10 protein-coding genes are annotated in these 13,315 nt (G+C 58.9%); 2 read left to right on the forward strand and 8 right to left on the reverse strand.

What is annotated here, in order from left to right:
• Positions 1-59: 59 nt before the first annotated feature.
• Entirely contained in the window at positions 60-1,832 is a 1,773-nt protein-coding gene (locus DCC24_RS04680; RefSeq protein ID WP_110098761.1) for an AMP-binding protein, read from the forward strand.
• A gap of 91 nt (positions 1,833-1,923) precedes the next feature.
• Here the strand turns inward: DCC24_RS04680 and DCC24_RS04685 are convergent, their stop codons facing one another.
• The 7 genes from DCC24_RS04685 to DCC24_RS04715 form a co-directional block, all read right to left on the reverse strand.
• The gene (locus tag DCC24_RS04685; protein WP_110098762.1) at positions 1,924-2,709 is read right to left on the reverse strand and encodes an enoyl-CoA hydratase-related protein; all 786 of its coding nucleotides are present in this window, start codon (positions 2,707-2,709) and stop codon (positions 1,924-1,926) included.
• 66 nt (positions 2,710-2,775) lie between these two features.
• Entirely contained in the window at positions 2,776-3,660 is an 885-nt protein-coding gene (gene mmsB / locus DCC24_RS04690) for a 3-hydroxyisobutyrate dehydrogenase (protein WP_110098827.1), read from the reverse strand.
• 5 nt (positions 3,661-3,665) lie between these two features.
• Positions 3,666-4,742 carry an enoyl-CoA hydratase/isomerase family protein gene (locus DCC24_RS04695; protein WP_110098763.1) on the reverse strand — a complete coding sequence of 359 codons (1,077 nt, stop codon included), beginning with the start codon at positions 4,740-4,742 and terminating at the stop codon, positions 3,666-3,668.
• 26 nt (positions 4,743-4,768) lie between these two features.
• Positions 4,769-6,268: a CoA-acylating methylmalonate-semialdehyde dehydrogenase gene (locus DCC24_RS04700; protein ID WP_110098828.1), complete on the reverse strand. Its 1,500-nt coding sequence runs from the start codon at positions 6,266-6,268 to the stop codon at positions 4,769-4,771.
• A gap of 133 nt (positions 6,269-6,401) precedes the next feature.
• Complete coding sequence (locus tag DCC24_RS04705) at positions 6,402-7,796, reverse strand: YibE/F family protein (RefSeq protein WP_233491980.1); 1,395 nt, start codon at positions 7,794-7,796, stop codon at positions 6,402-6,404.
• On the reverse strand, positions 7,750-8,691 hold the full coding sequence (locus tag DCC24_RS04710; protein WP_110098765.1) for a GNAT family N-acetyltransferase: 942 nt from the start codon (positions 8,689-8,691) through the stop codon (positions 7,750-7,752). Before DCC24_RS04710 ends, DCC24_RS04705 begins: the two co-directional genes overlap by 47 nt.
• Positions 8,692-10,074, reverse strand: a complete 1,383-nt coding sequence (locus DCC24_RS04715; protein ID WP_110098766.1) for a glycine--tRNA ligase — start codon at positions 10,072-10,074, stop codon at positions 8,692-8,694.
• A 196-nt stretch (positions 10,075-10,270) separates the two neighbouring features.
• Here DCC24_RS04715 and DCC24_RS04720 point away from each other — a divergent pair, with 196 nt between their 5' ends.
• On the forward strand, positions 10,271-10,531 hold the full coding sequence (locus tag DCC24_RS04720; RefSeq protein ID WP_110098767.1) for an RNA-binding S4 domain-containing protein: 261 nt from the start codon (positions 10,271-10,273) through the stop codon (positions 10,529-10,531).
• 130 nt (positions 10,532-10,661) lie between these two features.
• Here DCC24_RS04720 and DCC24_RS04725 read toward each other — a convergent pair whose 3' ends face one another.
• Positions 10,662-13,208 (reverse strand): bifunctional UDP-sugar hydrolase/5'-nucleotidase, encoded by a 2,547-nt coding sequence (locus DCC24_RS04725; RefSeq protein ID WP_110098768.1) that lies wholly within the window; start codon positions 13,206-13,208, stop codon positions 10,662-10,664.
• Between the last annotated feature and the right edge of the window lie 107 nt (positions 13,209-13,315).

A 13,315-nucleotide genomic window follows, 5' to 3' on the forward strand; every position in this document is an offset into this window, starting at 1 on the left:
CTTGTACAGCATGTGATTCCATCCCCCTGTTTCCATCCTTGGCAAGGAGAACAATCCTCATGTCAGCTACCGAGACATTTCGCGCAGCCCGCGATCAACTTCTTAGCTACCGCACCGATATCCAGAGCGCCCGAGAGAACTTCAGGTGGCCAGAGTTTGAGCACTTCAATTTCGCCCTAGACTGGGTCGACCACGTGGCCTATGAGACCGAACGCGGGGATCACAACGCGTTAGTCATCGTTGAAGAGGATGGTTCCTCGACGCGACTGACATATCGAGAACTGGCCGACCGCTCCTCGCAGGTTGCCAATTGGTTGCGTTCTCTGGGTGTACAGCGTGGCGATGGCGTGATGGTGATGCTCAATAACCAGGTGGAGCTGTGGGAAACGATGCTGGCTGGCATCAAATTGGGGGCGGTGCTGTTACCAACCACGGTGATGCTCTCGCCCCATGATCTACAGGAGCGCATTGATCGTTCCGAGGCTCGCTGGGTTGTGGTCAACCCAGATAACGCAGAGAAGTTCGAGGCCGTCACCGGTGAGATGACGGTCATCACCACCGGAACCACGAGGTCGGACACCGAAGCGCAGAATGTGGCCCACCCCCGGTTCAGCTACGTTGCCTCGTTCGATGCGGACATCGCCTTTACACCGGATCAACCAACTCCTGCTGATGACACGGTCCTGTTGTATTTCACCTCCGGGACCACATCACGGGCCAAAATGGTGGCTCATTCCCATCTCTCGTACCCGGTTGGGCATTTCACCACGGTATATTGGATCGGTTTAGAACCCGGAGATGTTCACCTCAATGTCGCGTCGCCAGGGTGGGCAAAACACGCCTGGTCGAATTTCTTTGCCCCGTTGATCGCTGAAGCGACGATCTTCCTCTACAACTATTCACGCTTCGATGCCGAAAAATTGATGCAGGTTATGGATGACGAAGGGGTGACGAGTTTCTGCGCTCCGCCGACGGTTTGGCGGATGCTGATTCAGGCGGATTTGACCAAACTGAAGAATCCACCCGACAAAGTTGTTGCTGCCGGTGAACCGTTGAACCCCCGGGTGATCAATAAAGTCCGCGAAGACTGGAATCGAGACATTCGCGACGGGTTCGGACAGACCGAGTCCACGTTGCAGATCGCTAATACTCCCGGCCAGGAGCTCAAGCCCGGTTCCGTAGGCCGGCCCCTCCCCGGCTTTGAGGTGGTCCTGATCGATCCGGCCACCGATGAGCTCATCGAAGGGGCAGGAGAGGGCGAGGTATGCCTGGTTGCCGACCCTCGGCCGGTAGGGCTGATGAAGGGCTACTATAGGGACCCGGAGAAGAACGACAAAGCGTTCCGCGGTGGCTACTACCACACCGGTGACATCATGGAGCGCGATGAGCAGGGAATCTTCACCTATATTGGTCGAGCCGATGACGTGTTTAAAGCTTCTGACTATAAGCTCTCCCCCTTCGAATTGGAATCGGCGGTGATTGAGCATCCGGCAGTGGCCGAGGTGGCGGTGGTCCCATCCCCGGATCCGATTCGACTCTCGGTGCCGAAAGCCTATGTGGTGTTGGCCGCCGGGCACGAGCCGACTGCTGAGACCGCGGCATCGATTTTCGCTCACACTTCCACGGTGTTGCCTCCGTATGCCAAGATTCGCCGGCTGGAATTCGCCGAGTTGCCCAAGACGGTTTCGGGCAAAATCCGCCGTGTTGAATTGCGTGCAAAAGAGCGGGAATTCCACGGTGAGGAAGGCGAACTCACGGATCAAGCTCGTGCCACGCGCACCAGCACCGAAGGGTACAACCACGAGTTTTCCGACACGGATGTCACCGCGTAACTGACCGATTTCCCGGACTTCAGCCCTCAGCACAGCAGGATCCGCCGGCTGGTAGGACACCAACCGGCGGATCCTGTATGTGTGGGGATTTTTAGTGATCTGTGAATTCAGGTTTGCGCTTTTCGTTAAAGGCGGCCATGCCCTCTTTCTGGTCCTGCAGGGAGAACAGGCTATGGAAGGTCCGGCGTTCAAAGAGCACACCTTGTTGCAAGGTGGTCTCAAAGGCAGCAGACACCGCGTCCTTGGCGACCAGAACCACCGGACGCGATTTCGAGGCGATGGTTCCGGCCACCTCGATCGCGGTGTCAAAAACCTTTTCATCCTCGTCGACTAGTCGTGAAACGAGACCGGCGCGTTCTGCTTCGTCGGCTGGCATCATCCGACCGGTCAGCACCATGTCCATGGCCTTGGCTTTTCCGACCGCTCGGGTGAGTCGTTGGGAACCACCCATCCCGGGGATGACACCGAGGTTGATTTCAGGCTGACCAAATTTGGTGGAGGGACCGGCGATGAGAATATCGCACATCATGGCTAGCTCGCAGCCACCACCGAGCGCATACCCGTTGACCGCAGCAATGGTAGGGATCCGTAGATTCGCAAAGGCGTCCCAATCGGCAAACCAGTCGTTGCGCGCCATCTCTACTGCGGTTTTGGTCGACATTTCTTTAATGTCAGCACCAGCAGCGAAGGCTTTCTCGTTGCCCGTAATGACGACAGCCATGATCTCGGGGTCTTTTTCCCAGCCTGTGACGGTGTCCACCACCGCGGTCATGACCTCGGCATTCAGTGCATTCAGGGCCTGAGGACGGTTGAGCCGGATCACTCCGATCCGGTCTTGGACTTCGGTCAGAATAATCTCTTCGCTGGACTCAGTCATCGTCTCGTCATCTACCTTTCAGTGGTGGGTGTCGTTGTTTTGCGCTTTCTCGTCGTCATCACGAGGTCAACTCTGGCGAATAGTTTTAATAATCGCTGAGAAGTCCTGTCCTGAGTAGGCACCACCATCTAGCTCGTTGAACTGACGGTATGCCTCGTAGGCTGCTTCCCCGAACGAAGCCGAGGTCCCGGTGGTTTCAATCGCGGCGTGCGCCAACCCGAGATCCTTGGCCATCAGCGCGGTCGCAAACCCCGGGGCGTAGCCCCGATCGGCCGGGGCCGTGCCCACCGGGCCGGGCACCGGGCAGTTGGTGGTCACGGTCCAACATTGTGCCGCCGAAGTCGACAGCACATCGTACAGTGCCTGGTCGCTGAGCCCCAGATTCTGTCCCAGCGCGAAGGCCTCACTGGCGCCAATGGTGGTCACCGCCAACAGCATGTTGTTACAGACTTTTGCCGCTTGTCCAGCACCGGAGTTACCGCAGTGCACAATCTTGCGTCCCATGGCCTGGAAAAGCGGTTCGGCCGTGGCAAACGCTTCGGCATCGCCACCCACCATGAAAGTCAAGGTTCCTGCCTCAGCACCGGACATGCCGCCCGAGACCGGAGCATCCAGTGGGCGGTGGCCTGCCTGACGAGCCTGTTCTGCAGCCTGACGGGCTTCATCGACGCTGATAGTCGACGAGTCAATAAACAGCGTGTTCTCCGGCGCGGCAGCTAGTAAGCCTTGATAGGCATCCAACACCTGTTGCCCGTTTTGGAACATGGTGATCACCACCTCGGCGTCGCGCACCGCGGCCTCTCCTGACTCGGCCGGGGCAATCCCCGCCTCGGCGGCACGCTCCACGGCAGCGGGAACCACGTCGAAACCGGTCACCTGGTAGCCGGCCTCCAGCAGGTTGCGGGCCATATGGGCCCCCATATTTCCTAATCCCAAAAACGCGATGTTCATCAGGTTCATCCTTCGTTGAGTTCTAGATCTGCTACCCCATCGACAGGGTCAAAGAAGCTGTTGACCAGCTGTTGGCTGACCTGCGAGAGCTCAGCCGGTTTCCACCGCGGGTTGCGGTCTTTATCCACCAGTTGAGCGCGGATACCCTCGCGCAAGTCGTGGCCATAGGCAGCATTCATGGTGGTCCGCAAATCTTGAGCCAGGGTTTCACCAATGGTCTGGTCTCCGGCCCGTTTGACGGCTTCTAAAGCCACTTTCATCCCGGTCGGTGAATTACGCTGTAGTGCTCGGAGCGCCTTTCCGGCCGGGTGGTCGGGGTGGTTTTCCACCAAGCCACTCACATTGCTCAGCATCTGTTCCACGGTGTCTGCGTCGTAGACTCGGTCGATCCATTCCGCCTGGGCGGCCAGCTCTGACTGGCCCGGCTCAGCCTGAAACTGCCGGATGGTCGGGTCCAGTTGGTCTGCGGTGCTGATCTGAGACACCGCGTCCAAAAGTTCCTCGATGGACTCGTCGTTGACGAAATAATCAGCCATTCCGATATGTAGGACATCGGCAGCTGAAATGTGTGCACCGGTCAGTGCCAGGTGGCGTCCCAGCAGTCCAGGCGCCTGGGCTAGGTAGTTGACTCCAGCCACATCGGGGCTGAAACCGATCCCGGTTTCTGGCATACCCAGCCGGGTCGTCTCGGTCACGATCCGGTGGGAGCTGGGGCCGGCCAGGCCCACTCCCCCACCGAGCACCACACCGTTCATCACGGCCAGCACCGGCTTAGGGTAGACCGAAATGGCGTGGTCGAGCTGGTACTCCGCAATGAAGAACGGCGAGGCATCACGCGGATCATTGACGACCTGGTGGTACAGCGCCACCACGTCCCCGCCGGCACAGAAACCGCGATCGCCGGCACCGCGCAACGCGACTGAGACCACCGCAGAGTTCTCGCGGAACTGTTGCAGTGTCGCGGTGATGGTGCGGACCATCTCCAGTGACAGCGAGTTCATCGCCTGGGGCTTATTCAGGGTGATGATGCCCAGTGATCCACGGACCTCTGCTATGACGTGTTCGGAATGGTTCTCGCTCATCTTCGTGATCCTTTCGTGGTGGGGTGTTAGTTGCCGGTGGGCATCACGAAGCTGGCGCCGTCTTTGATACCGGATGGCCACCGTTGGGTGACGGTCTTGGTGCGGGTATAGAACCGGAACGCATCGGGGCCGTGCTGATTGAGATCCCCGAAGCCCGAGGCTTTCCAGCCGCCGAAGGTGTAATAGGCGATCGGAACCGGGATGGGCACGTTAATACCGATCATGCCCACCTCAATCCCAGCGGCGAATTCCCGAGCAGCGTCACCGTCGCGAGTAAAGATCGCCACACCGTTGCCCATCTTATGGCCGTGGATGATCTCCACCGCTGCGTCATAGTCGGCGGCCGGGACAATGGAAAGCACCGGACCGAAGATCTCATCGGCGTGCAGTGAGGACCCGGGAGTGACGTGGTCGAAAATGGTGGCACCGATATAGAAGCCATTGGGATAATCGGCGACCTTGGGATGGCGGCCATCCAGGATGAGCTCGGCACCCTCACCCACACCGCGGGCGATGGCCGCTTCAATGCGTTCTTTGGCTTCCGGGGAGACGACCGGACCGAAATCGGAGTCCTGAGCCAGCGAGTGTCCCACGGTGAGTCGCTGGGCGCGTTCCAGGACCTTATCGCGAATGATCTGATGTGTCTCCACGCCGACCGGCACCGCCACGGAGATGGCCATACACCGCTCACCGGCCGAACCAAAAGCCGCCCCAATCAGTGCATCGGCGGCCTGGTCCATATCGGCATCGGGCATAATCACCATGTGGTTTTTCGCCCCACCGAAGCACTGGGCGCGCTTGCCCTTCGCGGCAGCGTGGGAATAGATCGAGGCAGCGATCGGGGTGGACCCCACGAAGCCCACGGCCTTGATGTCGGGGTGGTCCAGGATCTCATCGACGGCGGTTTTATCGCCATTGACGACCTGCAGGATGCCATCGGGCAGCCCAGCCTCGGTGAACAGCTCCGCCAGCCGCAGGGGCACCGAAGGGTCTCGTTCGGAGGGCTTGAGGATGAAGGCGTTACCGGAGGCAATCGCGCCGGCGGCCTTCCACAGCGGGATCATGGCCGGGAAGTTGAACGGGGTAATGCCGGCGACCACACCCAACGGCTGGCGCATGGAGTAGACATCGATGCCGGTGCCGACTCCGGTCGAGTACTCGCCTTTCAGCAGGTGCGGGGCTGCGGTGGCGAATTCCATCACGTCCAGCCCACGTTGCAAATCTCCCTTGGCGTCGTCCAAAATCTTGCCGTGTTCCAGCGAGAGCAATTCAGCCAGCTCGTCTTCGTGCTGGTAGGCCACATCCACGAATCGCGAAATGATCCGAGCTCGTTTCTGGGCGTTGGTGGCTGCCCACGCGGGCTGGGCTCGTTTGGCCTGGGCGATTGCCTCCCGAACCTCGTCGACACTGGCCAGCGGGACCTGAGCTTGAACTTCTCCCGTGGAGGGGTTGTAGACGTCACTGAAGGCACCAGATGATCCCGGTACCCGTGCACCATTGAGGTAGTGACTAAGTTGCTGAACCATGATCGAGACCTCTTTCTCCCGTCGTGCTACCGATTCATGCCACATACCCGCGAACTGTACGAGCGTACAGGACAGGGTTCATCTCTGAATCTAGCACGAGTTGTGCCCCGGATCACACTACCACGGGTGGAGGTTAAGAGTCACTGCTGACGGCCCTGGCCACCACAACGGCAATGGCGGTGGTGGCCGGGATGGCCAAGACCAGTCCGATCGATCCCACCAAGATCCGGACGACTTCTTCGGCCAGTTCGGAGGAGACCAGGATAGTGCCCAGTCCGGTTTCGTACATGGAGATCACCATCATGACCGGTAACGCTGATCCGGCATAGGCAAAGGCGATGGTATAGACCGTGGAGGCAATGTGGTCCCGGCCGATGCGCATGCCGGCGCTAAAGAGCTCCCTGGCGCTGGCCTGCGGGTTGGCGGCTTGCAGTTCCCAGACCGCTGAGGATTGGGTGATGGTCACGTCGTTGAGCACTCCCAGCCCGGCGATAAGTAGTCCGCAGAGCACAATGCCCGAGAGCCGAATATCGGGCACGACCGAGGAGAGCACGAAGGATTCTTCTTCACCCATCCCGGTCAGATAGGCGGCATCGGTGCTCCAAATGGCCAATCCTGCAGTCAAGCCCAGACCTAAGAGGGTGCCGAGCAAGGCGGTGGTGGTCCGTAGAGAGAAACCGTGGGCGAAGTAGAGCACAGCGACCATGATCAAACAGCACCCGACGAGTCCAATCCACAGTGGTGGGCCGCCTTCGAGCAGTGCCGGGATCATGAAAAAGAAGATCACCGCGAAGGAGGCGACGAGTCCGATGATCGCACGCACCCCGCGCCACCGGGCCACCAGCACGACCACCAGCGCGTAGAGGCCGGCCAGCAGCACGATCGGTACGGTGCGCTCGAAGTCGACGAAATCGGCCACCGAGGTGTCAAATCCCGACGAGGCGTTGGGGCGCAGGATTTTCAGTCGGTCTCCCACCTCAATGCTGGCCGAAGCCGAGACCTGGGGCGGGATCTCCACTTCGACTCGTTCACTGCCACCTCCATCGGGATTGACCCAAGCGGTGTGGCAGTCTGGGCTAGCCCCGGTCTCGGAATCGGGCAGGGTCATGGGAGCCCCGGTGGTTGACTCCATCACCTGGTTTTGGTCTTGACAGCTTCGTTCCGCCGTTTCGATGACGGTGGCCGGTGTGATGGTGAAGTTCTCGGTCGTGCCGTAGGGGTCGTCGAGGGTCAGTTCCCGGTAGCTGCCGGAAGGCCACAACAGCACCATGCCGATGATCAGCACCAGGGTCAACGGGGCCAGGATTCCGGTCAGCCACCCGATGACACGGCGCTTTTTGCGACTGGAGGTGCCAGCCACCAGTCCATCGGCGCTGGGCCCGGCCGGTAGGCCGTGGCCGTGCCCGGCGTGCGGGGTCCCAGTCTCCGTCTCGTTGCGGGGGTGCCCAGCAGTGGTTGCTCGACGTGAACGGCGACGGTGATCAGCCATCCGTGGCCCACAGGTGATGAGTTGCTTCCACGGTGGCATAGCCGGACTCAATCAACTCGTCGATGACCGGGTTGAGCGCGGTGAGTGACTCATCGGTTTCGAGCTGAATGGGGTATGTTCCGGTGAGCATGGCGAGTAAGTTTCTCACGGCGGTGTGCGGGTCGGGAGCCTCCGGGTTCCACCCCATGAGCACCTCGGCCGGTTGCCGTTCATCGTGCTCGGCTTCGTCCGGTCTCTCCACTAGGTACGAGATCGCGAATGCCTGAATGGTACCCGAGTGCGCTTTGGGGCGGTCTCGGACTACCACAGCGCCGGTCGCTGCAGTTTCAGGTGCCAGGAAAAGCTGTTGAGCCTTGGTCAGGCTGATTTCGCTGGGATCCCAGCTAGCATGCACGGCATTGTAGAAGGTCGCGACCGTTTGAGAGAGCTCAACGGAACCGGTGCCGAGTTCTTCTAACACTGGGGCACCGTCCTCACCATTCTCGCTGAAGGTGGGAGTTTGTAGTCCACCGGGTCCAATCAGCACCCTGCGAGCGGTGTTGATGCGGGAGAACCCGTGCCGGGTTAAAAAGGATTCGGTGGCGGTATCACCGGCCACCGACCGGGCCTTGAGCTCGCTACCTGCCGGGATGTTCTCACCCAACCGTTCCAAGAGCAGGCCGGCAAATCCTTGACGACGCTCGAGCGGAGCAGTTTCGAGGTATACCCAGTGCCGTTGGGGGTGGATGGGTTGCTCTCGCACACCACCGGCAGCGATGGCAATACCGTCGCGTTCAGCGACCAAAGTGATGCCGAAGGGCTCGGTGGTGGCCCTGGCAAGAATGAGTCGGTCGGCAGCTTGCTGGGGCGAGGCGACGTCGGCGAAAACTTCGAGAAGCTTCAGGTCGTCGCCTTCTGCCCAAGGCCGGATGTGAATATCGTCGCCTGGTGTCATTTAGATACCCAAATTGGTGCTGAGGTAGTTCTCCACCTGGTCAAGGCTCACACGTTCTTGGTTCATCGAGTCACGTTCGCGGATCGTCACGGCCTGGTCTTCGAGCGTGTCAAAGTCGACGGTGATGCAGTACGGGGTACCAACTTCGTCCTGACGACGGTAGCGACGCCCGATCGCCCCGGACTCGTCGTAATCGACATTCCAACGTTTCCGCAGCGTGTCTGCCAGCTGGCTAGCCGGGACCTGTAGCTCGGATTTCTTCGACAGCGGGAGCACGGCGGCTTTAATCGGTGCCAATCGGGGGTCCAGGCCCAGTACGGTGCGCACATCAACCCCACCCTTCGTGTTGGGGGCTTCGTCTTCGCGGTAGGAATCCACTAAGAAGGCCATCAGCGAGCGTGTGAGACCGAAGGAGGGTTCAATCACATAGGGTGTGTACCGCTCGTTGGTGCCCTGGTCGAAGTACTGCATCTTGGTACCGGAATACTCGGTGTGTTGCGACAGGTCATAGTTGGTCCGGTTCGCAATACCCATCAGTTCGCCCCACTCAGAACCCTGGAAACCGAAACGATACTCCAAGTCGATGGTGCCGTCCGAATAGTGTGCCCGGTCTTCGGCAGGAACATCGAACTTACGCAGGTTGTCGGAGTTGACGCCGAGATCAACGAACCAGTTGAAGCAGTCATCAACCCACCGGTCAAAGTGTTCGCCAGCCTGGTCGGGATGGACGAAATATTCAATTTCCATCTGTTCGAATTCGCGGGTGCGGAAGATGAAGTTACCCGGAGTGATCTCGTTACGGAAGGCTTTACCAATCTGGCCGATACCAAACGGTGGTTTCTTCCGGGAGGCATTGAGCACGTTCAGGAAATTCACGAAGATGCCCTGGGCAGTCTCCGGGCGCATGTAGTGCAGGCCTTCCTCATTATCAACCGGCCCCAGATAGGTTTTGACCAGTCCGGAGAACAACTGAGGTTCGGTCCACTGGCCACGAGTCCCACAGTCGGGGCAGACGATTTCTGCCATGGATTCTGCAACACGGTTATGCTTGGCTTCGAAAGCTTCCTCGAGGTGGTCTTGGCGTTGCCGGCGGTGACAGCTCGTGCATTCCACCAGCGGGTCCGTGAAAGTCTCGACGTGGCCGGAGGCCTCCCAGACCTGACGGGGCAAAATAATGGACGAGTCCAGTCCGACCATATCGCCACGCCCACGAACAAAGGTCTGCCACCACTGATTCTTAATGTTCTCTTTCAGCTCGACGCCCAGTGGTCCATAGTCCCAGGCTGAACGCGAGCCACCGTAAATTTCACCGGCTTGGAACACGAATCCACGCCGTTTGGCGAGATTAATAACCTGGTCCAGAGGAGATGACGGGGCAGCCATGAAGCTTCACTTTCTGCGCGGGCTCGCGCGGGACAAAGGTGGTATGAGTGTCTTGATATCGTGGAGGCTCACTCTGTTCGATGGTGCGTAAGCGAGCCTAACGGTGACTAGTCTACGGGCAGTTTGAGTCACGGGCACGGATGCGACACCCAGATCAGGCACTGACAACATCGTTGGCGGGTGTGAGAATGGCATCATGGGTATTTCTGCTTCTGAGCCACCTGACGTCACAGCACTATTGATCAACGATGACATGATCCGTTTAGGCCAGGCCCTCAAATTGGGAAACCTCGTCGAAGACGGAGTGGAGGCCCGTGAGATTATCCAGGATGGCCTTATTGTGGTCAACGGTGAGGTCGAAACTCGCCGTGGTCGACAATTGCACCCCGGGGACGTAATTGCTATCCCGAGCGCAGGCATTGCTGTCACTATCGAACGAGAATCACCCGGGGTCTAGTCTGTTCCTATGTTTTTCGTTCTTTAACCCGGTTAAGACTCAGCCTCCACAACGATTCAGGGTGGTGACGAAATGATTCCGTCACCACCCTGATCGTCAGTGTGAACTATCCCCTCAGGGGATAGGGCCCTTACTCGTGAGCGTTAGCGCGGCGGCGAACCAACAGCGCGCCAACACCCAGAGCCGCTACACCCAGCAGTGCCAGACCACCAATGGTGGCACCAGTGGAAGCCAAGGAGCCCTGTTCAGAACCTTCGGCACCGCCCTGGCCCTTGTCGCCAGCCTCGCCATCTTCGCTAGCCTCGCCACCTTCGCTAGGCTTGCCCGACTCATCTTCATCACCAGGTTGCTGACCAGGCTGCTCGCTGGTCTCGTCATCACCAGGCTGACCAGGCTGCTCGCTGGTCTCGTCATCACCAGGCTGACCAGGCTGCTCGCTGGTCTCCTCGTCACCAGGCTCGGTCGTCTCACCATCACCAGGCTGTCCGCCCTCGTCGTCCCGCTCACCAGTCAACTCAATGGCGCGGGTAATGATGGTACCGGTGGTCTCATCCACCAGCTTGACCTGAACGTTACCGGCAGCCAAATCGAACTGCGACAGGTCGAACTTGACGTTACCTGCTTTGTCTTGCACCTCGACGGTGCCCAGTTCAACCTCGGTGCCATCTTCGGTCACGATGCTGGCCGCGAAGTTCTCCGGAATCGGAGCGTTGTAGGACGGAACACCCAGGGACTGCAGGCCGAAAGTCAGCTCGCCGTTGATGTCGTAGCTATCAGACACATCAGAGATATTGATGGCCTGCTGATCGAAACGCGGAGCAATCTTGCCATCCAGCTCGTCACGCAGGTAGTTGACGAAGATGTCGGAGTCAATCAGCGCGGTCTGCTGCTGGTTCAGGCTGTTACCAAAAGCACGGAAGTTGTCACCACCAGCGGCCAAGAAGGACGGCAGAGCCACCTTGAAGGTCTCGTCACCAGTGACCAGCTTGTCGTTAACCCAGATCTGGTCGATGTTGTTACCCAGAGTCTCGTGACCAGCACGGTTGTTAGCGTTGGTCGACACTTCACCGGTAAAGGTGTAACGAACGTTAGAGCTCAGAGCCAGTTGCAGGTAGGGGCGAGAAGGAATCTCACCATCAGCGGTGGTCTGCCACTGCTGTTCCAGCGCTTCACGGAGCTGCTCGCCGGTGATCTCTACGACGTAGATGTCGTTAGCAAACGGGTTCACGGATACAGCATCAGCAACGGTGACTTCACCAGGTTGCAGGTCTTTGTTCAGACGCAGGCCACTGGGGAATTCGTCACGGAGGGAGCCGGCGGCCAGCACACCGATGTCAGCACTCAGACCAGCCGGGTTGTTATTGCCGGCCCACAACCACGCATCGGCCACCAGGTGACCCATGGTGGATTCGCGATCACGCTGGTCGAATCCACCCTTATCGGTGGCCTCAGGATTGTAACCGGTGGTGATGTAGTCTTCGAGCTCACCGATCACCACAGAGCCTTCTTCTTCAGCCACAGCAGCGGCGTCATCAACAATCTGCTTAACCTCGGTCAGCACCGGGCTGGCAGCGATCTCGTCCTCACTCGGAGCATCGCCGGCAGGCAAGTTCTTGTGCTCGACGTCAATGATCTCGCCCTCAGCATCGAGGCTGAAGTCAACACGAGCCAGGTTGCTGCCGTATTCACCGGTCTGCATAACCGGGCGGGTCTTGCCCTCCTCGCCTGGAACTGGAGCATCCACGTTGTACAACTCGTGAGTGTGACCGGTAAAGATCACGTCAGCTTCAGGGTGGGTGTTGTTGACGATGCGGTCGTTGTCAATATTGTCGGTGTTGACACCCTCGTGGTACGAAGCCACGATGATGTCTGCCTCGCCGTTCGACGCATCCCCATCGGACAGCTGCTCAATGTAGGTGTTGACCGATTCCACCGGGTCTTTGAACTCGACGGACTCAATGCCGGCCGGGTTCACCAGGGTAACAGTCTCCTGGGTCACACCGCCCACGACGGCCACGGAGTGACCGGACTCGGTTTCGTAGATCTTATAAGGATCGGTCAGCGGCTCGCCGGTTTCCTTCACGATCACATTAGCCGCCAGATGATCGAAATCCGAGCGCGGGAAGACACGGTCTACTAAGTCGCTAACGCCCTTATCAAACTCGTGGTTACCCAACGCACTAGCATCCAGACCTAGAGCATTCAGGTAATCCAGAGTCGGGTTGTCATCCTGCACAGAGGAAACATACAGCGAAGCACCAATATCGTCACCAGACGACAAGAACAAAGTGTTACCAGGGTTCACAGCCTGCTGATCAGTGATCAGCTTGGCAAACGGCATGGCGATATCTTCACTCATGCGACCATGAAAGTCATTGATGTTCAGCAAGCTGACGGTGGTTTCTCCGTCTGGGTTCTCGGCGGTTTCCTCATCCGGATTAGGGGATTCGGAGCCCGCGGTCTCAGAACCTTCCGTCTCGGTATCTTCAGTCTCAGGTCCGTTGTCAGCGGGCTGAGTCTCCGCAGGAGCTTCCGACGGCTGAGTAGCCGGTGCCGAAGGTGCGGGAGTTTCTTCAGGGGCAGGGGACTCGGAAGTCGCTGCCAAAGCCGGGGTCGGAGCAAGCAACCCCATCAGAGTGATCAGCCCGATAGCAACCGGGCGACGATTCGACGACATGCGCGTTCTCCTCGGTGATAGTGATCTTGGAACAAGGCTTGGTCAGCCTCAGTAAGAACACGATCACTGTAAGGGCGACAGATTACAGGTTGGTAACAACCCATGTC

It is taken from the genome of Auritidibacter sp. NML100628 (assembly GCF_003185985.1).
GTDB classification, from domain to species: domain Bacteria; phylum Actinomycetota; class Actinomycetes; order Actinomycetales; family Micrococcaceae; genus Auritidibacter; species Auritidibacter ignavus.

What these genes read in the sequence shown, in the direction of transcription:
- DCC24_RS04685 (WP_110098762.1), bottom strand. Translation starts at nt 2,709, where the DNA reads ATGACTGAGTCCAGCGAAGAGATTATTCTGACCGAAGTCCAAGACCGG.
- DCC24_RS04695 (WP_110098763.1), bottom strand. Translation starts at nt 4,742, where the DNA reads ATGAGCGAGAACCATTCCGAACACGTCATAGCAGAGGTCCGTGGATCA.
- DCC24_RS04715 (WP_110098766.1), bottom strand. Translation starts at nt 10,074, where the DNA reads ATGGCTGCCCCGTCATCTCCTCTGGACCAGGTTATTAATCTCGCCAAA.
- DCC24_RS04680 (WP_110098761.1), top strand. Translation starts at nt 60, where the DNA reads ATGTCAGCTACCGAGACATTTCGCGCAGCCCGCGATCAACTTCTTAGC.
- DCC24_RS04725 (WP_110098768.1), bottom strand. Translation starts at nt 13,208, where the DNA reads ATGTCGTCGAATCGTCGCCCGGTTGCTATCGGGCTGATCACTCTGATG.
- DCC24_RS04705 (WP_233491980.1), bottom strand. Translation starts at nt 7,796, where the DNA reads ATGCCACCGTGGAAGCAACTCATCACCTGTGGGCCACGGATGGCTGAT.
- DCC24_RS04720 (WP_110098767.1), top strand. Translation starts at nt 10,271, where the DNA reads ATGGGTATTTCTGCTTCTGAGCCACCTGACGTCACAGCACTATTGATC.
- mmsB (WP_110098827.1), bottom strand. Translation starts at nt 3,660, where the DNA reads ATGAACATCGCGTTTTTGGGATTAGGAAATATGGGGGCCCATATGGCC.
- DCC24_RS04700 (WP_110098828.1), bottom strand. Translation starts at nt 6,268, where the DNA reads ATGGTTCAGCAACTTAGTCACTACCTCAATGGTGCACGGGTACCGGGA.
- DCC24_RS04710 (WP_110098765.1), bottom strand. Translation starts at nt 8,691, where the DNA reads ATGACACCAGGCGACGATATTCACATCCGGCCTTGGGCAGAAGGCGAC.